Genomic DNA, 23,121 nt, shown 5'->3' with positions numbered 1-23,121 from the left:
ACGAAAACGGGCAATGCTGCACCCGCGAAAAGAATTCTTAACGTGCTGTTACAGAAAGTTCAATTTCCTCCGCTATGGCGAAACAGAATTTCTCAAATTCTAGGTAATCAGCCCATATCGGAACGCCAGCGCTACTGCCTGCTGCCGGTTCTTGGCCTTCAGCTTATCCTGCAGGCCGTTCATGTACCAGTCTACCGTATGGTTGGAAATCTTCAGATGTTTGCTGATCTCCATCGAGGTCATGCCCTCGGCAAGATAGTGCAGGATTTCCATTTCGCGCCGGGTCAGCTGCGTATCCGTCACCGGCACCGTTTCCAGCGCAGCAGCTTCGCCCTGCAGATCGAGCAGCCGCCAGAAAGCCTTGCGGGCGATCGCGTCGAAAAGCGAGATTTCGGCCGGTGACAGTTCGACGGGTTTACCGCCAAGGCTGAGGCTGCCGAGGATGCCGTTGCGTCCGTAGATCGGGAAGACATAGCCGTCTTCCAGCCCGTGACCGAAGGCATCGACCATCATCTGCTCCATGCGGCGCTGATGCGGGTCCTCCCGGAAGGCCGCCATGCTGTCGCGCCAGCGGAAGGGCCGTTGCGCATGCGCAAGATACCGCACGGTCGGATCGACGAGCACGTATTTTTTCACCGCGTAGACGTGTGACCATCTGTCGGGCCACCGGCTGGCCATAGTCACACTCCATGGGTTGTCTCCCTGCTTGGGGTGGCGAAGAAGACCGTAGAAATCGAATCCCCTGGCATGGATAACCTTGCCGAGCTCTTCGACCGCACTTTCGCTGTCGGAATATTCCTCTAGAACAACAAGTAATTGAATTAAAGAATGAATTTGCACAAAATGCCCCTTGCCCGGACCCTCGAGGCCGCCGGAGCAGGCCTCATAACCCGCCGCTGAACGGTCTTTCTTAAAAGCTGCAGTTCACAAACCGGATGGTGCGCTAGACGCTCCGGGGAATGCAAGCGCAAATTGTCGCGATGTATGCCTAAGCAACAATTTCGAAACTGGGGCCACTTATCGCACTTTACGATCGCGCAGGACGCGCGAATTTCGAAGCCGGATTCCAAACCTGAATATCCCGTTAATCGTCGGTTCAGGTAGGTTTTTATAGCATCGCATCATCCCGTTTTTCGCAGATGCAAAAGAGGTCCCGACGTGTCGTTATTCAAGGTCTATGCAAGGGCTCTGCGCTATCTCGGCGCCTACAGGCTCCGCGTATCCCTCGTCGTTATCGCGAATATCGTATTGGCGGCCATCACCATCGCCGAACCGATCCTGTTCGGACGCATCATCGATGCGATTTCCGGCAAGGGTGAGGTCAAGCCGATCCTCATGATGTGGGCGGCATTTGCCGTCTTCAACACCATTGCCTTCGTGCTCGTGGCGCGTGAAGCCGACAGGCTGGCCCATGGCCGCCGCGCGACGCTGCTGACGGAAGCTTTCGGCCGCATCATCTCCATGCCGCTTTCCTGGCATCACCAGCGGGGCACGTCCAACGCGCTGCATACGCTGCTGCGCGCTTGCGAAACCCTGTTCGGCCTTTGGCTCGAATTCATGCGCAACCATCTTTCGACGGCCATTGCGCTCGCCCTGCTTGTCCCGACCGCGATCTCGATGGACTACCGCCTCTCTGCGGTCCTGATCGTCCTCGGCATCGCCTATTGGCTCATCGGCCGCGTGGTCATGAGCCGCACGAAGGACGGCCAGGCTTCGGTCGAAAACCACTATCATACCGTCTTCGGCCATGTCAGCGATTCCATCAGCAACGTCTCGGTGCTGCATAGCTACAACCGCATCGAGGCCGAAACCCGCGCCCTGAAATCCTTTGCCGACCGCCTGCTGCAGGCCCAGTATCCGGTTCTCGACTGGTGGGCGCTGGCCAGCGCGCTGAACCGCATGGCCTCCACGATCGCCATGATGATCGTGCTCGTCATCGGCACCGTGCTCGTCCAGAACGGCGAGTTGCGCGTCGGCGACGTCATCGCCTTCATCGGCTTCGCCAACCTGCTGATTGCCCGCCTGGACCTGATGCGCCAGTTCGCCACGCAGATCTTCGAAGCCCGTTCGAAGCTGGAGGACTTCTACAATCTGGAAGATTCCGTCCGTGAACGTGAAGAGCCGGCCGGCAACGGCGAGATCAAGGACGTCAAGGGCGATGTCGAGTTCAACGACGTATCTTTCGGCTTCGCCAACAGTTCGCAGGGCCTGCACAACGTCTCCTTCAAGGTAAAGGCCGGCCAGACGGTTGCGATCGTCGGCCCGACCGGTGCCGGCAAGACGACGCTCGTCAACCTGCTGCAGCGCGTTTACGATCCGCAAAGCGGCCAGATCCTCGTCGACGGCCATGATATCAGCAAGGTCACGCGCAAGTCGCTGCGCCGCTATATCGCCACCGTCTTCCAGGATGCCGGCCTGCTGAACCGCTCGATCAGCGACAACATCCGCCTCGGCCGCGAGAACGCCTCGGAAGAGGAGATGCGCCGCGCGGCCGAAGCCGCCGCCGCTGCCGACTTCATCGAGAACCGTGACGAACAGTACGAGACCCATGTCGGCGAGCGCGGCAACAAGCTCTCCGGCGGTGAGCGCCAGCGCATCGCGATTGCGCGCGCCATCCTCAAGGATGCGCCGATCCTGGTGCTGGACGAGGCGACTTCCGCGCTCGATGTCGAGACGGAAGCCCGCGTCAAGGCGGCGATCGACAATCTGCGCCAGAACCGCACCACCTTCATCATCGCCCACCGTCTCTCGACGGTCCGTGAGGCGGACATGGTGCTGTTCCTCGACAACGGCCGCATCGTCGAGCACGGCAGCTTCGATGAACTTAGCCATTCGAACGGCCGCTTCGCCGCCCTGCTGCGCGCCAGCGGCATCCTGACGGATGACGAAGTCCGCAAGGCCCACGCGACCGAGGCCGCCTGATCGGCCTGACAGGAACATGATCGGGAGCCGGAAGAGCATCGCTCTTCCGGCTCTTTCGTTGGTTGGGATTCCACGTGAAACATTGACGGAAGGCCCGCCCGTCATTTGCGCCATCCCCGCAACACCCAGCTGAGCTAGGCCGCCCTCTCATAGACAAGATCGGGCGCAACGATCCATTCGCCCCGCTTGAGGGACAGGACATCCAGCCTGCCTTGGCCGTCCCTGGCAGCGACGCCGACGAAGCGGTAACGACCGCCGTTCCGGTCAATCACCAGAGCGGAAATCGGCCTGCCGCGAAGGTGGCCGATCACGGGACCATCGGTCCTGGCGGCATCAAGCAGGAAATATTCATGCGGGACGTTACGGCTGACCATCAGCTGCGGCCCTCGCCTCGCACAACGCTCTTGGCCTCTGCCTTCGCCATGACATCCGTGCGATTGCCCGCGATCGCAGCAGGCTTGCGGCAAAACTGTTTCGCCTTCTTGATCTCGACAATGAATGGCTTTCGCTGCAGCCTCATGATCCGTCCTTTCCATTTGAAACGCGTGTCACTTAAAGATGCATTCGATCTGCCCAAGCGGCCCGAAATCCGCCGCCAGATGCTGCCCGGGCCAGACCTGAAGAATGGCCGTGCACGATCCCGTAGCGACGATATCGCCGGCCTGAAGCTGCCTGCCGTTGGCAGAGAGCCGATCCGCCAGCCAGGCGACGGCATTGAGCGGATTGCCCATGACCGAAGTCGCCCTCCCGGCAAAGACCGTCTGCTTGAACAGGAAGGTCGTAACGTCGATGTCGGCGAGGCCTGCGGGCGAAAAAGTTCCGATACGATCGCCACAGATGGTTGCGACATGCAGGCCGAAGTCGGCGATCGCGGCCCTGTCCCCGGCAAAGACACGTCGCGTCCGTCGCCCGATGATGCCGATGGCCGGCCGACAATCGAGCACTGCGTCGGCAGCACTGTCGAGAGTGACCGGCTCTCCGGTTTGCGGATAGGGCCGCAGCATGGTGAAAGCCAGTTCGCACTGGACGCCGATGGTCCCGGCAGGCAGCTGAAATTCCTTGACACAGGCATGCAGTGCGGAGGCGGGAATCTCGGAATAGATCGGCGTGAGAAGGCCGAGAGTGCGGCGCGATTGCTCGCTGCTGCCGATAATAGCATAGCCCCTGCGCTCGAAACCCAGCGCGTCCTGCGCAATCGCCTGAATGTCGTAGGCTTCGCGTTCGGAAGAAATCAGGTCGAGCGGAAGATCGCAAACGTCGTTGTGCCGGCGGCTCTTGGCGAGGATATCGGCCGTAGCGTCCTTGAGTTCGAAGTACACCGTCGTGCTCCCTGTCATTGGCATTGCTTTCGCAGCCAAGATGGATCGCGGGACATAGCCGTTCCATTCGAGTTGAATGGCTAAAAAATCAAAATCTTATAGTCGTGACCTGGTCTTCGAAGCCGCACAATCGCGGTCGTTCCGCACGAAAGGAAAGCCGGCGGCCTTCCGACCGCCGGCTTGACGATTATCCAGCAAAGCCTCGGCCTATTTCCGTTTGCCTTGGCTGTAAGCCCGGCTGATACGAACCGGCACCGGGATAGCGCCGCCGCCGAGAGGCCGGGCCTTTTCCTGTTCGCGCTTGTCTTCGAGATAATAAGCGTAAGCGAACTGGGCAGCGATGCCGGCAAGCACGAAGATCGGACCGATGACCTGGTCCCGATTGGTGATGTAGAGCAGCACCTGCCCGACCATCGCAAGGATCGTGCCGGCAACGAAGATGTTCAGCGAGTGACGACCGAGGATCGTCAGCGGGTGATCGGCCGGGCGGCGGAAAGCCTGCGACACCGCCGGAATATTGACCACGAGATAGGCGAGCGCCAGCACGTGCAGAAGGCGCGGCAGCGACAGGAATGTCTTGTCGAAGCCCGTCAGCACGGCAGGCAGGCCGAGCGCGGCAAGATGGTTTCCGAGATCCCAGAGATGCGCCGTCACCCAGATGAAGGAGAGAACGACATAGCCCAACGCCAGCGCGAAAAGCAGCGGATGACGGGGAAGGCTGCCGCCGCGTTTGACATGCATCATCGAGACGATGCCGATCGTGAACAGGAACTGCCAGGAGAACGGATTGAGGAACCAGTCTCCCTCGAACAGCATGTTTTGCGGGACAAAATGGTAGATGCCCGCGAGCAGCCAGACCGTGCCGGAAACGGCCAGCGCCAGCAGCGTGCTCTTCTCGTTCAGAAGCAGGATCAGCGGCACCATCAGCATCAGCGCGCCGTACATCGGCAGGATATTGTTGTAGCCGATCTGGTGGCCGAGCAGCAGCAGGGCCGGAATGCCCTCCTTCAGGTTCATCAGCACCGCCAGGATGTTGATCTCGACCAGCAGGCCCGGCCGATGGAACAGCCAGGCACCGCAGATGAAGAGCGCAAGCGTGACGAAGGTGGTGATCATATGGGCGAGGTAAAGCGTGAAGGCGCGCCTTGCCGCCTTGATCGCCATTTCCAACCGCTTGCCCGGCTTGAAGCGCGAACCATAGGCAAGTCCGACCGCGATGCCCGAGATCAGCACAAAGGCTTCGGCGGCATCGGAAAAGCCGAAATTCTTGGTCGTGATATATTCGAAGATCTGCCCCGGAACGTGATTGATGAAGATCGTGATGAGCGCCAGACCGCGAATCACATCGAGCCTCGTATCACGCTTGGACGCCGCCACTGATATCGAACTTCGCTGGGCGCCAATGGCTCTGGTCGGCATACCTGCCATGGTGTCTCTCCTGTTATCCGTTTTGCAAACGCTACGCCGGCCAAAAGGGTTCCCCTCTGGCCGTGCGAATCGCCGGAAATTCAGCTTGGAGATTGCTGTTATCCGACCGGATACCCCTCGTTGGGATTGGCTATTTCGCTGCCGTTTATCGACGCAGTGTAGCCGTCAGCATTGGACGCTTTTGAGACCGAAATGCGGTATTTGCTTCCGCCGCGTTCGATCTCTGCCGCAAACCCGTCCCAATTGGAAGGAAGCGACGGGCGAATATAGAGTTTTCCACCCTTTAGCCGGATACCGAGAATGCCCTCCACCGCCGCGCGGTAGAGCCAGCCGGCCGAGCCCGTATACCAGGTCCAGCCGCCGCGCCCGGCATAGGGTGGATGCCCGTAGACGTCGGCCGCAACAACGTAGGGCTCGACCCGGTATCGTTCGACGGCCGCCTTGTCCAGGCAATGGGTGATCGGGTTGAGGATCTGGAAACAGCGCAGGGCATCGTCGCCGCGCTTTAGTGCCGCCAGCGCCATCACCACCCAGGTCGCGGCATGTGTGTATTGGCCGCCATTCTCGCGGACGCCGGGCGGATAGGCCTTGATATAGCCCGGGTCCTGCAGCGACCGTTCGAAAGGGGGCGTGAAGAGACGAACGATACGCGCATCCTCATCGACCAGCCGCTCGAGCACCGCATCCATCGCCTTGATCGCCCGCTCGGGATCGCCTTCACCCGAGAGAACACTCCAGGACTGCGCGATCGAATCGATCTGGCATTCCAGGCTCTCCTTCGAGCCGAGCGGCGTGCCGTCGTCGAACGTACCGCGGCGATAATAGCCACTGTCCCAGGCAACGGTTTCGAGCGCCTTCCTGAGTTCGGCGAGATGCGCCTTCCAGTGCGCGGCGCGGGCCTTGTCGCCCCGGTCTTCGGCATAGGGTATGAAAGAACGCAATGTGCCCGCGAGGAACCAGCCGAGCCAGACGCTCGTACCCTTGCCCTCGATGCCGACGCGGTTCATCCCGTCGTTCCAATCGCCGCCGAGGAAAAGCGGCAGGCCGTTCGTTCCCTTGCGGGCAATGGCAAGATCGAGTGCCAGCGCCGCATGTTCGTAGACGCTGACCGTATCCTCGGATAGTTCCGGCTTGAAGAAGGAGTCATGCTGGCCGTCCAAGAGGTCCGGGCCTTCGAGGAAGGGCAGCTGCTCGTCGAGCACGCTCTTGTCGCCGCTGACACTGCAATAGTGATCGATCGCATAGGCGAGCCACACGACATCGTCGGAGATCATGGTGCGCACGCCCGCCCCCGTCCCCGGCAACCACCAGTGCTGCACATCCCCCTCGCGGAACTGGCGCGACGCAGCGTTGACGATCTGGCGCCGCGCAATGCCCGGCTCCTGCAGCACGAAGGCCAGCGTGTCCTGCAACTGGTCGCGAAAGCCGAAGGCGCCGCTCGCCTGGTAGAAGGCCGTGCGGGCCATGATGCGGCAACCGAGGCTCTGATAAGGCAGCCAGCTATTGACGAGGTAGTTCATGCCCCGATCCGGTGTCGAGATCTGCAGCCTGCCGGTGAATTCCTGCCAGAACCCCCGGTTTGCCTGCACCGCATCGTCGAACGATGCCTTGCGAATATCGGCAATCAGGGCACGCGCCTCCTCTTCGCCGGACGCATCGCCCAGGAAGAAAGCAACATCGCGTTCTTCGCCGGCGCCGAGTTCGATGTCGATCGCAAGGATCGCTGCCGGATCGCCATCGAGTCCCGTTGAGCCGGAAAGAGCAGCAGCGGCCGTCACTGCAACGGGCGCCTCGATTGTCCCGCTCCGGCCGATGAACTCACGGCGGCTGGCCGAAAAACTCGAAACCGCCTCGCTTGCGGCGAAGAAGGCGGTCCGGCCAGCATAGTCGATACTGTAGAGGTTCGTCGCAAACAGCGCTCCTGCCTCCTCGTCCCGTTTCGACAGGATGAAGGGGGCGGTCTTCTGCGGATTGTTTCCAAGGACCCATTCCACATAGGCGTAGAGCCTGAGCTTGCGGCCTGCCGAACCGGTGTTGCGCAGGCGCAGGCGCTGCAGCTTCACCGGCTCGTCGCGATGCACGGTCTGCGTCACCTCCAGCGCGATCTCGTGCTGCGTGCTGGAGAAAGTGGAGTAGCCGAGACCGTGGCGCGCTTCGAAACGAATGTCGTTGCGGCGGGACAGGCTTGCGAATGGTGTCATGACCGCACCGCTTTCGAGATCCGCCACGTAGAGGGCCTCGCCGGGACGGTTGATGACGGCATCGTTCGACCAGGCGGTGAGCTGATGGTCGCGCGAATTGACGCTCCAGGTGAAACCGGCGCCTTCTGCCGATACGTGGAAACCGAACCGGTCGTTCGAGACGACATTGATCCAAGGCTGCGGCGTCGCCTGCCCGCCTGGCAGGCGCACGACATATTCGCGGCCGTCGCGGGCAAAACCGCCGAAGCCGTTCCAGAAGTCGAGCTCGCCTTCATCCTCGAGCGAAACGGTCTTGACAGCCGGGGCAGGCAGAGGCGGCCTACGCTTGCCCGGCGTGGCGGCGCGATCCACCTTTTCCGTTTCTACCGGCTCTTGGCCCGCGGGTTTGGGGCCGACCGGTTTGGAAAGCATGCGGACGCGGTTGATCTGGTCGATCACCTTGCCGTTCTTCGCATGCAGCGTCACGCGCGAGGCGGCGATCAGCGCCTGGTAGGTGCTCTCTTCCATGAGATCCTTGCGGACCGCGAAAATGTGCTGGCGCAGACCGTCGGCATGCCCCATGCGGCGCACGCCCTCGCACATCGCGTCGAGCGCATGCTGCATATCCTGCGCGTAGGAAGACGCCCGCTCGTTCATGATGACGAGATCGGCGGTCACGCCGCGTGAACGCAGATATTCCTGCGCCAGCAGCGCCTCGCGGGCAATTTCAAGGTCCATGTCGTCATCGATGCGCAGCGTGAAAATCGGAAAATCGCCCGAGATTGCCAACGGCCAGAGTGCCGACTGCGGCTGCAGGCCGGCTCGGACGAGATTGTCGTCGCCGCGAAGCTGCATGTCGGGATAGACGAGATAGCGGCCGAGATGCTGGAACGCTGCCGCCTGCTGCGAACTGACCCCGACATGGCGCATCTGCACCTGAGTGCGCGTCCATGCCTGGACGAGTTCATGATTGAAGGCATCCGGATGGCGATAGCGGTCGACGGCCTTGTCCACCTCGGCACGGCTGGGGGCGGCGATCGTCCAGAAGATCACGCCGACCTTCTTGCCGGCCGGCACGCGCACCGTCCGGCGCAACGACAGGGCAGGATCGAGGGTAAAACCGTCGGTGCCGGAAAGGCGGCTCCCCGGATCGAAGGCCGTGGCATTCGAAAGGCTGCGGCCGCGACCGATGAAGGCGCGCCGCTCGGTCTCGAATTCCGTGTGGCGCGTATCCCCGGCATTGTCGACGATCAGATGCGCGATGCTCATGTTCGCTTCGTTCGGATCGCGTTTGTTCCGCTCGGCGTGGATGGCGTCGCCGCGCTTGTCGATCTCCGTTTTGACGAACATGCGGGCGAAGGCCGGATGCGCATTGTCCGTGTCGTCGGAGGTAATGACCGGTTCGAGATAGGACGTCACCTCGATAAAGCGATCTTCCGCACCGGTGTTGAACAGCGTCAGGCGCCGGGCCTCCGCGTCATGTTCGGTGGCAACGATGCATTCGAGCTCGCTCGTGAGTTCCCCAAGGACCTTGCTGAACACGGCTTTTTCGTCAGCGAATTCCACCCGGACCGTTTCTCCCTCCGCGCTCTTCGGTTCGGCTGTCGCCGACCACCATTCGTTGGTCGCCGTATCGCGCAGGAAGATGAAATTGCCCCAGCGGTCTTCGGTCGGATCCGGTTTCCAGCGGGACACGGACAGACCGTTCCAGCGGGCGTAACCTGCGCCTGTCGCCGTCAGCATCAGGGAATAGTGGCCGTTCGAAAGGAACACGAGCTCGCGCTCGCGCGATGCCGGATCGGCGAGTTTGCGGACGACCGGGCGCATCAGGTCGTCCTGGATGGCGGCAGGCGTTTCGGACTTGTCCCTGCCGCTCATGACCGGGATGTCGCGCGGAGCCTTTTCCTGCAGCAGCAGTTCGGCCGCCTCGATGACGGGATCGGAGTGGAAGAGTTCGCGCAGATGGCCGTTGAACGCGACATTGGCGACGGCCGCGATCGACATGCCGTGGTGGTGGGCATAGTAGTTGTAGACCACGGCGCATTGCTTGCCTTCGGGCACGCGCGTCGGTGTGAAATCGACCGCGTCATGGAAGCCGAACCTGCCAAGAGCGCCGAGCTTGCGAAGCTTCTGCAGGTTCTGTAGCGACGCCTCGGGATCGTATTGGCTGGCAAGCAGCGAAGCATAGGGCGCGATGACGGCATTATGGCCGAGACCACGCTTGAGGCCGAGCGTCGGCACGCCGAAATTCGTGTATTGATAGTTGAGATTGTGGTCTCGCGCATTGAAGGCCGCTTCCGAAATGCCCCAGGGCGTACCAAGCTTGCGGCCGTGGTTCATCTGCTCGATGATGACGAGATTGTTGGTCTGGTTGAGGATGCCTCCGCCACGCTCCTGCATGACGAGCGGCGGCATCAGATATTCGAACATCGATCCGGACCAGGAGACCAGCGCGCCGCGCGATCCGACCGGCACCACCTGGCGGCCGAGCTTGTACCAATGCTCGGTCGGCAGGTCGCCCTTGGCGATGCCGAAGAGCGAGGTGAGACGGCATTCCGACGCCAGAAGGTCATAGCAGGCCGCATCGAGTTCGCCGCTCTCGACACGGTATCCGATCGACAGAAGCCGGCGTTCCGGACGGTACAGGAAACCGAAATCCATCGAAAAGGCGAGATCGCGGGCCTTGTCCCGGAGCGCGACCAGACGGGGGCGCAGCGCATCGATATTGGAAAGGTCGAAGGTGCTGTCGGCGATATGCGCCTCGCAGGCCTTGACCAGCGAGGCCGCCCACGACGTGACCTCTTCCGTCTGTTTCGACTTCACTTCGTGGTGCAGGTTGCCGGCGAGCTTCTGGATGTCGCGCGCCAGGACCGCGAGGTTGATGACACGGATCGAGGCGAACTCATGCTCGCGCTTGACGGCGGCAAGCGCATTCTGGAAGCCGGCAATGCGCTCCTCCAGCCGGCGGCGCAGCGGCCGCACGGTCTTGCGGTCGTCGGGCAGGTCCGCAAGCACCTCCCCAAGAATGCCGGCCGTGTCGCCCACACCGTCGAGATTGCCCTGGACATGCGCCGAGGGCGCTTCCGCCCAGTCGCGGCAGGCCGAGGAAACGGCAATCAGATGACCCGCGAGATTGCCGCTGTCGACCGCCGAGACATAGCGCGGCCCGAGGGTCTGCAAGGTATCGGTGTGATACCAGTTGAAAAGATGGCCGCGAAACTTTTCCATCCGGTCGATCGTGGCGACCGTCTGCTCCAGGCGCTCGATCGTTTCTTCGAAGGAGAACCAGCCGAAATGGCGGCCGGAAATGACCGATAGCAGATAGACGCCGATATTCGTCGGCGAAGTGCGTGTCGCCACGACGACCTGGGGCGTTTCCTGCACGTTGTCGGGCGGCAGATGGTTCTGCTCCGCCGTCGTGAAGGTTTCGAAATAACGCCAGGTGCGGCGCGCGATCTTGCGCAGTTCGCTGGAGACGCCATCGGGCACGTCAAGCCGGTCTTCCGTCTCGGCCGACTGGCTCACGTACCAGGCGACCGCCGGCGAACAGATCCAGAGCAGCGCGAAGGGAACGCCGACGAAAAAAGCATCGGTGCCCGACAGCGCGGCGAAGGCAACCGATAAGATCGCCAGCACCGGCGCATGCCACATGGCTCGGTAGTAGGAAAGGATGGTGCCCTGCTTGCCGGCCCCGACGCTGGCGGCGGTGCGCCATTGCAGGAGCAGTTTGCGGCTGACGAAGAGGCGGTAGAGCGATCGCCCGATCGCATCCGCGATCATGCAGACGGTGTCGGCGATGAAGATGATGCGCAGCGCCACCTGAGCGTTGGCGGCCGCTATATCCGAACAGACGGTATAGAGATGGGCGCTGGCGACGATATCGCCGCTGCGGGGAATAATGCCGCTGATGAGCGAAAGGGTCGGCGCCACGAACAGGCAGACGATCAGCAGGATCTGCCAGATCAGCGCGCCAAATGGCTCCAACAGATACCAGCCGAGCACCGAAGCGAGGAACCAGGCGATCGGTGTCAGCGAGCGGCGCAGATTGTCGAACATCTTCCAGCGGCCAAGCGCGGTAACGCCGTGTTGCGGACTGAACATATAGGGCAGAAGCTGCCAGTCGCCCCGCGCCCAGCGATGCTGGCGCGAGGTTTCGACCTCGTAGCGCACCGGAAAGTCCTCGACGAGTTCGAGATCGGTGACGAGTGCGCAACGTGCCATCGAACCTTCGAGAAGGTCATGGCTCAGAACCGAATTTTCCTCGATGCGTCCCTTCAGCGAGGCCTCGAAGGCATCGACATGATAGAGGCCCTTGCCGGTGAACGTGCCTTCGCCGGCAAGGTCCTGATAGACATCCGAAACCGTGAAGACATAGGGATCGAGACCGCGATTGATCGAAAAGATGCGCTGGAAGACCGACGCGTCCTTGCCTGTCGTCAATGACGGCGTGACGCGCGGCTGCAGGATGCCGTAGCCGCTTTCGACGCGCCCGCTTACAGGGTTGACGACCGGGCGGTTGATCGGATGATGGAGCTTGCCGACGAGTTTGGTGACGGTATCGCGCATGAGGCGCGTATCGGCATCGAGCGTCATGACATATTCGATACCGGCCGGCGCGGTGTTCACCCCCGGCAGATAGGTCGTATCGCGGTCGCCGCGCAGCAGCAGGTTCAGCTCGTGCAGCTTGCCGCGCTTGCGCTCCCAGCCCATCCATACGCCCTCGCACGGATTATAGAGGCGGCGGCGGTGCAGCAGATAGAAGCGCGTCTTGCCGTCATGGGCATAACGGGCCGAGAGGCCGGCGATCTCCCGGCGCGCATATTCCAGCACCTCGAGATCGCCAGGGGTTTCTTCAACCTCGCTGTCCGGCCAGTCGCTGAGCAGTGCGAAATAGATCTCGCCGCGCGGATTGGCGAGATAGTGGACCTCGAGATTGCGCACCATCTCGTCGACGCTGTCGCGATCGGAAATCAGGCACGGCACGACGAGGAGCGTGCGCGCATCCTCCGGGATGCCCTGTTTGAACTCATATCCGACAAGCCGCGCGGGCGTGACGAAGAAGGAAAGCATCGTGTTGAAGAGCCCGCTCGCACCTTCCGAGGCCGGCAGCGCGAACAGGATCACCAGCAGGGCGATCTCAATAGACCCCATGCCGGCATTGGCCATGAACCCTGCGACGATCGCCATGGCAATGATCGTGATCAGCCCGACCGGCAGGGCGACCGCCATCCAGTTTAATTTGCGCACCGCGCGAATGGCGTGCTGCGCCAGCGTCGGGCGGTAGCCTGCGCGCGCTTCGAATTTTGGGCGTTGAGCCCCGGCGATAAAACCGCCGATATCGGGCTCATGCGGTTGCGGCTGATCGGCAAGCTTCGCCTCGGCCACCATGTCGACGGCCAGCTGCGCGATTTGCACCTCGCTCAGCGGAGAGCGCCTCGCAAGCCTTTCGATCTGCCGGCGGTAGCTGTTGCGCGAACCGGAGTCGAGGTCGCCATAGTCGGACTGGCCCCAGAGCAACCTGTCGACGTGGCTGACCTGCTCGACCCAAACCGACCATTCGGCATCGTTGATCTCGCGCAGGCTGCGAATAATGTTGCCCATCGTGACATTGCCGGCCGAGAGGCGGCCATGCTCCGCCATCATCGTCTCCTCGCTGTCGCGCCCGAGCTTTTCCAGGCGTTCGTCGAGCCAGGAGATCGCCAGGCTCGACGTCTGCGACCCGTCCCGCATGCGGTAGAGGAATTGGGTCGAGAACGTGTTGTCCTCGGCGAGGTCTTCCAGGGTCTTCAGATAGGCGGCAGCCTTTGCGGCATCGGCAAGACGCACCAGTTCGTTGGCCGCCTCGTTGGCGCGGCGGCGCATGCGGCGACTGCGTTCGACCCGGCTCGAAATACGACGGAGGTTTTCCACCAGCACGTAGCGCACCAGGGACGGCAATGCCCAGAGTTCGCCGATCCTGAGAGTTTCGTGCTGCTGGAAACCGTCGACCAGCGCCGTCAGGCTTTCCTGCGAGATCGTGCCGTGCGTATGGGCGACATAGAGCCAGGCCAGTGCCAGCGTGCGCGGTATCTCGACGCCGCCGACTTTCATAAGCGGCAGTTCCCGGTAGAACCGGCGCGGGAAGTCGCGGCGGACTTCGTGGATCGCTTCCTCGACGATGTAGTGGTTGTCCAGCAGCCATTCAGCGGCCGGCGTGATCGCCTCCCCCGCCTCGACGTCGGCCGCAGTCGTGCGGTAGACGCGCAGGATCTCCTCTTGGTTTTCCTTGTGGCGCGCGAAGAAGTCAAATGCCGCGAAACCTGGCAACTCGCTCACGGTCCCGCAGGCGACCCTTTCGCCCATAGCTCTGATGTCTTCGTTCGACAGATAGGTCGAGCGGATCGAATCATTGTGGTCGATCAGCTTCTTCTCGGGCTCGCGCGACAGGCTCGGAGACGGAATGGAAATGGCCATGGGCTCGGTTCTGGATTCAAACGACGGTGCGATTTCGGCACGGTTCTGCATTGTTCGTGATGACCCTCGAATGGACGGACCGGTCATCTTCGCAGCCGGGGGAAGACGCTTCCCGGCAAAACTGTCCGGGAAGGTTGGACACCCTTTCGAGAATTCAAGTCGCAGGACCTTTCTCCTGCGTCCCCTGGCCGGCGTGAAAAAGGCGCACGGACGATGTCCATGCGCCTGCACGGCGTTCCCGGCGCCCTCAGCGCCTCACGCCTACTTGCCGCAACGGGCTAGACCGCATGGAACAGATAAAGAAGGATGATGATGGGGATCGGGATACCGATCAGCCACAGCAGGATACCTTTCATGAACATTCTCCCTGAACAACATCGAAGTGTCAGGAGAATGCCAGCGCATCCCAATTGTTCCGGACAGGAAAATATTCGATCAGTCAGACGCCCTCAGACGGCGCCTCGAACGCGCCGGTCTCAGCCGACGACGCCGCAAACCACTGCGACGACAAAAAGGAAAGCCGCCGTGAAAAGCGTTGCATGGATCGCGGTCTGGATTCTGTGCCGCGTAGTGACCGGCTTCTTTGCCGGTACGGATCCGTACTGGTTCACGTGAGTATGCGAAATACCCAGATTTGCCATGTGTCGCCTCCGTCTGTTCGTTTTGCGGCCGAACCCTCGGCTCGCCTTTATATTCTTATATTCCTATAAGGTAGGTAGAGATAAATTTCCGTCCAGAGCGGACGGAAGAGAAAATCCACCCGGCGTCAACTCAGCAGAGCGTGCGCCATGCCCAGATCCAGGAGCGCTCGAGAGCGCCGTCGTTCTGGGGTACATTGGAGGAAGTTTCGATCAACCGGCGGTCCTTTTCCGCCGGGATCGTCACGGAGGCGCTTTCCCTCCGCTCGGCCTTAACAGGAGGATCGAGGTAACCCATGGTCATCCCACCGAGAAAGAACATGCCTCAACCTCCATCGATCACGAAAGCTAACGGTCGTTAACGGGATCATGACAGAACTAAGGCAGCTGTCAATAGTCTAGTCGAATGGTCGTGTTTTAGGGAATGATTATCCTTAACGCCGGCGACGCATGAGATTTTTCAAGGGCTTGAAAACACAGGCTTTCAAGCCTTCACAAACCCTTTGCTGGCAACCATCAAATTTCGCGTGTACTCCTCGTGAACGCTGCCGGCGGCAAGTTCGGCCGATGTCAGCCGCTCGACAATGGCGCCGCCGCGCATGACGGCAAGCCTCTCGCACATATGGGTGACAACGCCGAGATCGTGACTGACCATGACGAAAGTCAGCTTCCGGTCGCGGCGGATCTGCTCCAGAAGATTGAGGACTTCGGCCTGCACGGAAGCATCGAGCGCCGAGGTCGGCTCGTCGAGGAGCAGGATCGACGGCTCGACGATCAGCGCGCGGGCAATCGCCACACGCTGCCGCTGGCCGCCGGAAAGCTGGTGCGGATAACGGAAGCGGAAACCGTTACCGAGTCCGACTTCGTCGAGCGCGCGGGCAATGCGCCTCTCGCTGTCGCCGATGCCGTGGATCGCAAGCGGCTCCAGAAGCAGCCGGTCGACCGTCTGGCGCGGATGCAGCGAGCCGTAGGGATCCTGGAAGACCATCTGGACGCTGCGGTAGAAGCTTCTGCTGCGCTTCGACCCTTTCAGCGGCTCGCCATGAACGCGGATCGTTCCCTCGCTGACGGGAGCAAGCCCGGCGACGGCACGCAGCAGTGTCGACTTGCCCGAACCGGATTCACCGACGAGGCCGAAGGATTCGCCGCTTTCGATGGAGACGCTCACATCCTTGAGGGCATGGAAATGGTCGTAAATGACGCCAAGATGGTCTGCGGAAAGCGCCGTCGTCATGCTGCCCACTCCGGCTTGCGGTCGAGCACCGGCAGCGGATGCCTGTTTTCGCCGATCTGCGGCATGCAGTTGAGCAGGCCTTGCGTATAGGGATGTTTCGCGTTGCGAAGCTCGGACGCGGCGATCTCTTCGACGATGCGGCCGGCATACATGACGATGACGCGGTCGCAGAAGGAGGAAACGAGCCTCAGATCGTGGGAGACGAAGATCAGCCCCATGCCGCGTTCGGCCACAAGCCGGTCCATGATCCGGAGAACGTCGAGCTGGACCGTGACGTCGAGGGCCGAGGTGGGCTCGTCGGCGATCAGCAGCTCCGGCCCGGCGATCAGCATCATGGCGATCATGGCGCGCTGGCCCATTCCGCCCGAGACCTCATGCGGATAGAGATCGAAGACGCGTTTGGGATCGCGAATCTGCACCGCTTCCAGCATGTCGAGCGCGCGTTCCTGCGCCTCGCCCCTGCCTATCTTCTCATGCGTGCGCAGCGTTTCGCAGATCTGCTTGCCAATGGTCATGACCGGATCGAGCGAATATTTCGGATCTTGCAGGATCATGGCGATGCGCTTGCCGCGCAGCCTGCGCCGCTCGCCGGCCGATGCCTTCAAGAGATCGATACCGCTGAAATCCAGCGTATCGGCAGCGACGATGCCGTGTTTAGGCGTCAGGCCCATAATAGCGCGGCCGGTCTGCGACTTGCCGGAGCCGGATTCGCCGACGATCCCCAGACGCTCCTTGCCGAGCGTGAAGGAAACGCCGCGCACGGCCTCGATGACACCGGTGCGGGTCGGATAACTGACGCGCAGGTTCTTGACGGTCAGAAGCGCACTCACTGGCCGGCCTCCTTCGGATCGAGGGCGTCGCGCAGGCCGTCGCCGAGAAGGTTGAAGCCCAGGCTGACGACGAGGATGGCAATGCCGGGCATGGCGGCCACCCACCATTGGTCGAGGATGAAGCGGCGGCCGGAGGCGATCATCGCACCCCATTCGGGCAGCGGCGGCTGCGCGCCGAGGCCAAGGAAACCGAGGCCTGCCGCCGTCAGGATGATGCCCGCCATGTCGAGCGTCACGCGCACGATGAGCGAGGAAATGCAGAGCGGCATGATGTGGCGCACGATGATGCGCAACGGCGAGGCCCCCATCAGCTTGACGGCCGAAATATAGTCCGAGCGGCGAACCGTCAGCGTCTCGGCGCGGGCGATGCGCGCATAGGGCGGCCACGACGTGATGGCGATGGCGATGATGGCGTTCTGAATGCCCGGTCCGAGCGCCGCAACGAAGGCAAGCGCCAGCACGAGTTTCGGGAAGGCGAGGAAGATATCGGTGATGCGCATCAGCGTCGCATCCACCCATCCGCCGGCATAGCCCGACACCGTGCCGACGATGAGACCGATCGGCGCGGAGATGATGGCGACCAGCACCACGACGAGCAGCGTCAGCCGCGAGCCGTAGACGAGGCGGGAGAAGATATCGCGGCCCTGATCGTCGGTGCCGAGCAGGTAGCCGGTGCTGCCCGGCGGCAGCAGGCGGGCATTCTTGAGATCGCCCACAACGGGATTATGCGTGGCGATGACATCCGCAAAAGCGGCAATCAGCAACAGCGCCACGATAATCAGCAGGCCGACGACGGCAAGCCGGTTGGCGGTAAACTGCCGCCAGGTGACATAGGCGCGGCCAAGCCGCGCCTGCATGCGCGACTGCGGCCTGTCGGACAGCAGCCAATCGCGGCGGCTCATGGGCATGGAAGGCGTGGTCGGAACCGTCATCGGTTGCGCGTCCTCGGGTCGAGTATCCGATAGAGAAGATCGGAGACGAGATTGATGCCGACAAAGACCGTGCCGATGACGATCGTGCCGCCAAGCACGGCGTTCATATCGGCGCTCTGCAGCGAATTGGTGATGTAGAGGCCGATGCCCGGCCAGGAGAAGACGGTCTCGGTCAGCACCGAACCTTCGAGCAGGCCGGCATAGGAAAGCGCGATGACGGTCACGAGCGGCACCGCCGCGTTTCTCAGCGCATGGCCCCAGATCACCCGCGTTTCGGACAGGCCCTTGGCACGCGCCGCCACCACATATTCCTGCGACAGCTCGTTCAGCATGAAGCTGCGGGTCATGCGGCTGATATAGGCGAGCGAGAAATACCCAAGCAGCGAGGCCGGCAGGATGATGTGGCGGAAGACGTCATAGAAGACATCCCACTGCCCCTGCCAGGCGCTGTCGAGCAGATAGAAGCCCGTGACCGGCGTAAAACTGTATTCGTAGACGATGTCGATGCGGCCGGGGAAGGCCACCCAGCGCAACTGCGCATAGAAGATCACCAGCGAGATCAGCGCCAGCCAGAAGATCGGCACCGAATAGCCGACAAGGCCGATGACGCGCACGATCTGGTCGGCAATGCTGCCGCGGCGCACGGCGGCGAGCACGCCGAGCGGCACGCCGATGACGGAGCCGATGATGGTGCCGACGGTGGCAAGTTCCAGGGTCGCCGGAAACACGCGGCGGATATCGACCATGACCGGGTTTGTGGTCAGGACCGAATTGCCGAAATCGCCTGACAGAATGCCCTTGAGATAGATGTAGAACTGCTCGTAAAGCGGCAGGTCGAAGCCCATTTCGCGGCGCACGCGCTCCACGACATGGGTCGGCGCGCGATCGCCGAGAATGGCGAGCACGGGATCGATCGGCACGACGCGGCCGATGAAGAAGGTGACGGCCAGAAGGCCGAGATAGGTGGTGACGGCGGCAAAGAGGAAACGCCCCACCGCCTTGGCAAAGGAGAGTGCACGGCCCTTGCGGGGCCGCGCCTCCTGTCTTGTTTCGACGACGCTCACTGGATCAGCCTAGCCGGCTTATCACTTCGAGATCGGCCCTACATAGTTCGTATCGAAGCTCGGCCCCAGCTTGAAATCCTTGAGGCTCTTGCGATAGCCGGCCACTTCGATCTGCTGGAAGATGATGACGAAGGGGCTGTTGGCCAGGAACTTCTTCTGGATGTCCTCGTACATGGCAGCACGCTTGGCGGCGTCACGTTCGAGCAGGGCAGCCTTCGTTTCCTTGTCGAGTTCAGGCGCTTCCCAGGTATTGCGCCATGCCAGCGACTTCACCGTGCCCGCATCGGAATTGTCCGGATTGGACGTGAAGGTGTCGGCGTTGGAATTCGGGTCGAAATAGTCCGAGCCCCACTGGCCGATATACATGTCGTGCGTACGGGCGCGGTACTTCGTCAGCGTCTGCTTGCCGTCGCCGGGGATGATTTCCATCTTCACGCCGGCCTGGGCGAGCGTCTGCTGCATGGATTCGGCAATGCCCGTCACCGGCTGCGTGTTGCGCACATCCATCGTGACCGAGAAGCCGTCCGGCAGGCCGGCCTTGGCAAGCAGTTCCTTCGCCTTGGCAACGTCGAGCTTGTAGGGGTTCTCGTTCAGCGCGCCGAGCTGCCCTGTCGGCAGGAAGGTCTGATGGATCTCGCCGATGCCCTTGATCAGGGTGGCGCCGATCGCGTCATAGTCGACCAGATATTTGAAAGCTTCCTGGACCTCTGGCTTCTTCAGGTTCTCGTTCTTGCTGTTGAGGCTGACGTAATAGACCGTGCTCTTCGGCGCGTTGGTGGTCGCCAGATCCGCATTCTTCGAAACGGCGTCGAGGTCGCCGGGCTCGAGGTTGCGGGCGATATCGATATCGCCGGCTTCGAGTGCCAGGCGCTGCGCCGAGCTTTCCTTCATGTAGCGGTAGATGACGCGGTTGAGCTTTGCCTTTTCGCCGTAATAATTGTCGTTGCGCTCCATGACGACGACTTCGTTGGCGCGCCACTCACGCAGCTTGTAGGCGCCCGAACCGGCATAGTTCGTTTTCAGCCACTCGTTGCCGAAGTCGTTGTCGTACTTGTGGTCGGCATCGACGGTGACCGGCTTCACATGGTCCATGACCAGCTTCTTGTCGACCACGGACGCGACGGTTGCCGTCAGGCAGTTCAGCACGAAGCTCGGCGCGTAGGGCTTGTCGACGGTGAAAGTAAAGGTCGTCGCATCGACGGCCTTCGCCTTTTCGGTGACATTGTCTCCCGTCAGGCCGAACTGGGTGAGAATGAAGGCCGGGCTCTTGTCGAGCTTGACGGCGCGCTCGAAGGACCAGGCCACGTCCTCGGCGGTGATCGGATTGCCGGAAGCAAACTTCAGGCCCGGCTTCAGCTTGAACGTATAGGTCAGGCCGTCATCGGAAACGGTCCAGCTCTCGGCGAGATCGCCCTTGACCTTCGACGTGTCGTTCATGTCGAGACGAACGAGCAGGCTGTAGGTATTGCTGGTCACTTCAGCCGTCGAAAGTTCGAAAGCCTCGCCCGGATCCATCGTGATGATGTCGTCGATGGCGAAGCCTTCCACAAGCGTATCCTTCGGCGTCTCCGCGAAGGCGGCGGGCGCTGCCACCATCAGGAGCGAAAGGGCAGCTCCTGCGGAAAGAAGGCGGAAGCTGCGGTTCAGTTTGGTAATCATCATGGTCTGTTCCCCTGTTTTTGATTGATTACAAATGTCTCGTTCGGTTTCAGACGTCCTCTTCCCTCCACGCCGAAGCCAGGATGCGAAGCCAGTTTTCGCTGGCCATTTTTCTCAGTTCTTCATCACCATAGCCAGCTTGCCGGAGAGCGGCAATCAGCTTCTGGTTCCCGGCGGCGTCACCGATTTCCTCCGGAATGGTGGCGCCGTCGAAGTCGGAACCGAGCGCGACGCAATCCACTCCGATACGGTTCACGAGATAGTCGATATGGCGGATCATATCGGAAAGCGGCGTGTCGGCGTCGGAACGGCCATCCGGGCGAAGCATGGCCGTCGCATAGTTCACGCCGACAAGGCCGCGACGTTCGCGGATCGCATCCAGCTGCCTGTCGGTCAGGTTGCGCGCGACCGGCGTGAGCGCGTGGGCATTGGAATGGCTGGCGACGAGCGGCTGGTCGCTGGTCTTGGCCACATCCCAGAAACCCTTCTCGGTAATATGGGCAAGGTCGATCAGGATGCCGAGGCGGTTGCATTCGCGCACCAGCGCGAAGCCGGCATCCGTCAGGCCCGGCGCCGTATCCGGCGAACTCGGGAAGGCGAAAGGCACGCCGTGGCCGAAAATATTGTGACGGCTCCAGACCGGGCCGAGCGAGCGCAGCCCGGCGGCATAAAAGACGTCGAGTGCCGCAAGATCGGCGCCGATCGCTTCGCAGCCTTCGATATGCAGGACGGCGGCGAAAAGGCCCGACGCCATCGCCCTACGGATATCCTTCACCGAGCGGCAGAGGCGCCAGGCGCCGGCGCGGTCGAGCCTCAGCGCGATCGCCGCCATTTCCGTGGCGATGGCGAGCGACGACAATGGGTCGAGAGGAGCGGCAAGCGGCGTCGCATAGTGGCCGTTGGCGTCTGGATCGGCAAAGACCAGGTCGCCGGAGGGAATGTAGATGGCGCAAAGCCCGCCGGCCAGACCGCCGGCCTTCGACCGCGGCGCGTCGATATGGCCCGCAGTCGTCCCATCGGCGAATTCCGCGACCGGATCGTTTCCGTCTTTCGCATGGGACCAGAGTCGAAGGAGAACGTCGTTGTGACCGTCGAATACGAGTTGCATCTGCTTTCCTGCGCTGCCCGAACGGGCGGATCGAAGCGGCAAGAATAGAAAAGCTGACGGAAAGCGCCACCTATTTTTTCACCGATGCGTAATATCTATGCAGCGCAATTTTGAGATGCAGAAAGAGCCGGCTGTAACCGACATCGATGTTGCGATCCGCCGGCTCTGACGCGATGAAATGCTATTCCTGCCAGAGACTTGAAAGAAGCCGATGATAGAAGACATTTCGGACATGCTGGTTCGGCAATACCCGAATGCGAGATTGACGACTGCCGAGCAACCGCTGCCGCAAGCCGATTTTGAAGCCCAGAAACACAAGCATTTTTCCCGCCGCGCGCTTGGCGGAGCGATCGGCATTATCCGCAATGCCAGAGGTCGGATCGTGCTCGCAAAGAGAAGCGGAATGCATCTCGGCTGGTCCCTGCCGGGAGGAACGGTTGAAGAGGGCGAGGATTTTTCGCTCGCTTTTCAACGAGAGATCCAAGAGGAGATCGGCGTGTCCCTGGACGCTGTGGAACTGATCGAACTTGAACGGAAGCGGTTCATTTCTCCTCATGGCGAAAGCTTCGATTTCCTGCTTGCCGTCTTCAAGGCGGGGATGCACGAGGATACACTGCCGTCGCCGACCGATGACGCGATAGCGGAAGGACTGGAGATCGCTCTCTTCGATCCGGCCGGCATTCCCGCTGAGATGATTCTGGGTGATCGGCAGAAGCTGACGCAATATCTGGACGTCAGATAAAATTCGCGGCTGTCGCAGTAACCGCATCTATCCCGTGAAACAAAAAGAAGGGGCCGAAGCCCCTTCAGACCGCTGACAAACCCGTCGATTTTTTCGGCGGGTTTTGTTTTTGAAGGTTTGGTTGTTTCCGGTTTGGTCGTGAGGCAGACGAAGTTGGCGGCCTTTTGCCTTCATGTCATGGCTGGTTTGGGTGCTTTGGTGAGCGCCATGGCGATCTTCTTGATGTTTTGGGCGGCGGCGGCAAGCAGGCATTGGCAGGCGACGCGGGTGAGACTTCGGAAGCGGGCATAGCGGTGGCCGTGAAGCTGCTTGGCATCGGCGAAGGAGCGTTCGACCGTCTCTTTGCGGCGCTTATAGATGGCCTTGCCCCAGGGGGTTAGGCGATGGGCATCGGTGCGTTCACGGGCGTCAGCCCAGACATGGCGGGTGATGGTGCGGATGGCTTTGGTGTTCGATGTGCATGAGGCCAGCAGCGGACAGGTGCAGCAGATGGCCGGATCCGACGTGTAATGCTTGTAGCCGTTCCGATCGGTGGTGGCATAGGCAAGCAACTGGCCCTCAGGGCAACGATAGCCGTCCGTGTCAGGTTCGTAGGCGAACTTCGACTTGCGC

The 23,121-nt window shown here is 61.5% G+C and carries 16 protein-coding genes; 2 read left to right on the top strand and 14 right to left on the bottom strand.

The window, feature by feature from the left end:
• Positions 1-99: 99 nt before the first annotated feature.
• Entirely contained in the window at positions 100-840 is a 741-nt protein-coding gene (locus ACFPWW_RS29095; protein WP_112564318.1) for a LuxR family transcriptional regulator, read from the bottom strand.
• Positions 841-1,158: 318 nt separating this feature from the next.
• On the opposite strand from ACFPWW_RS29095, the gene ACFPWW_RS29090 reads away from it, so the two are divergent.
• Entirely contained in the window at positions 1,159-2,922 is a 1,764-nt protein-coding gene (locus tag ACFPWW_RS29090; RefSeq protein WP_112564316.1) for a glucan ABC transporter ATP-binding protein/ permease, read from the top strand.
• Positions 2,923-3,056: 134 nt separating this feature from the next.
• Here ACFPWW_RS29090 and ACFPWW_RS29085 read toward each other — a convergent pair whose 3' ends face one another.
• The 12 genes from ACFPWW_RS29085 to ACFPWW_RS29030 all read right to left on the bottom strand — a co-directional run bounded on the left by ACFPWW_RS29085 (position 3,057) and on the right by ACFPWW_RS29030 (position 22,176).
• Complete coding sequence (locus ACFPWW_RS29085) at positions 3,057-3,296, bottom strand: hypothetical protein (protein WP_377314657.1); 240 nt, start codon at positions 3,294-3,296, stop codon at positions 3,057-3,059.
• Positions 3,297-3,470: 174 nt separating this feature from the next.
• A complete protein-coding gene (locus ACFPWW_RS29080) occupies positions 3,471-4,241 on the bottom strand; it encodes a 2-keto-4-pentenoate hydratase (RefSeq protein WP_112702712.1) in 771 nt (256 codons plus the stop codon).
• Between the two features lie 207 nt (positions 4,242-4,448).
• Entirely contained in the window at positions 4,449-5,669 is a 1,221-nt protein-coding gene (locus ACFPWW_RS29075) for an OpgC family protein (RefSeq protein WP_112564312.1), read from the bottom strand.
• Between the two features lie 98 nt (positions 5,670-5,767).
• Positions 5,768-14,302 carry a GH36-type glycosyl hydrolase domain-containing protein gene (locus ACFPWW_RS29070; protein WP_377314655.1) on the bottom strand — a complete coding sequence of 2,845 codons (8,535 nt, stop codon included), beginning with the start codon at positions 14,300-14,302 and terminating at the stop codon, positions 5,768-5,770.
• 771 nt (positions 14,303-15,073) lie between these two features.
• Positions 15,074-15,262 carry a hypothetical protein gene (locus ACFPWW_RS29065; protein WP_112702714.1) on the bottom strand — a complete coding sequence of 63 codons (189 nt, stop codon included), beginning with the start codon at positions 15,260-15,262 and terminating at the stop codon, positions 15,074-15,076.
• A gap of 162 nt (positions 15,263-15,424) precedes the next feature.
• A complete protein-coding gene (locus tag ACFPWW_RS29060; protein ID WP_377314653.1) occupies positions 15,425-16,174 on the bottom strand; it encodes an ABC transporter ATP-binding protein in 750 nt (249 codons plus the stop codon).
• Positions 16,171-17,004, bottom strand: coding sequence for an ABC transporter ATP-binding protein (locus tag ACFPWW_RS29055; protein ID WP_112564307.1), 834 nt, complete (start codon positions 17,002-17,004; stop codon positions 16,171-16,173). The genes ACFPWW_RS29060 and ACFPWW_RS29055 overlap by 4 nt, the downstream gene beginning before the upstream one ends.
• Entirely contained in the window at positions 17,001-17,936 is a 936-nt protein-coding gene (locus ACFPWW_RS29050) for an ABC transporter permease (protein WP_112564305.1), read from the bottom strand. Before ACFPWW_RS29050 ends, ACFPWW_RS29055 begins: the two co-directional genes overlap by 4 nt.
• Positions 17,933-19,000, bottom strand: a complete 1,068-nt coding sequence (locus tag ACFPWW_RS29045; protein WP_113498471.1) for an ABC transporter permease — start codon at positions 18,998-19,000, stop codon at positions 17,933-17,935. The genes ACFPWW_RS29050 and ACFPWW_RS29045 overlap by 4 nt, the downstream gene beginning before the upstream one ends.
• Positions 19,001-19,021: 21 nt before the next feature.
• Positions 19,022-20,662 (bottom strand): ABC transporter substrate-binding protein, encoded by a 1,641-nt coding sequence (locus ACFPWW_RS29040; protein WP_112564301.1) that lies wholly within the window; start codon positions 20,660-20,662, stop codon positions 19,022-19,024.
• A gap of 46 nt (positions 20,663-20,708) precedes the next feature.
• Positions 20,709-21,767, bottom strand: a complete 1,059-nt coding sequence (locus tag ACFPWW_RS29035) for a dipeptidase (RefSeq protein ID WP_112756047.1) — start codon at positions 21,765-21,767, stop codon at positions 20,709-20,711.
• Positions 21,768-21,948: 181 nt separating this feature from the next.
• Positions 21,949-22,176: a hypothetical protein gene (locus ACFPWW_RS29030; protein ID WP_377314650.1), complete on the bottom strand. Its 228-nt coding sequence runs from the start codon at positions 22,174-22,176 to the stop codon at positions 21,949-21,951.
• Between ACFPWW_RS29030 and ACFPWW_RS29025 the strand changes: the two genes are divergently transcribed.
• On the top strand, positions 22,171-22,509 hold the full coding sequence (locus tag ACFPWW_RS29025; protein WP_377314648.1) for an NUDIX hydrolase: 339 nt from the start codon (positions 22,171-22,173) through the stop codon (positions 22,507-22,509). The genes ACFPWW_RS29030 and ACFPWW_RS29025 overlap by 6 nt on opposite strands.
• A 170-nt stretch (positions 22,510-22,679) precedes the next feature.
• Here ACFPWW_RS29025 and ACFPWW_RS29020 read toward each other — a convergent pair.
• Positions 22,680-23,121, bottom strand: a 442-nt coding sequence (locus ACFPWW_RS29020; RefSeq protein WP_377314646.1) for a transposase, incomplete at its 5' end; no start/stop codon positions are given.

Source organism: Rhizobium sp. GCM10022189 (assembly GCF_042656325.1).
Taxonomy (GTDB): Bacteria; Pseudomonadota; Alphaproteobacteria; order Rhizobiales; family Rhizobiaceae; genus Rhizobium.
This window is presented reverse-complemented; position numbering and strand designations above follow the sequence as displayed.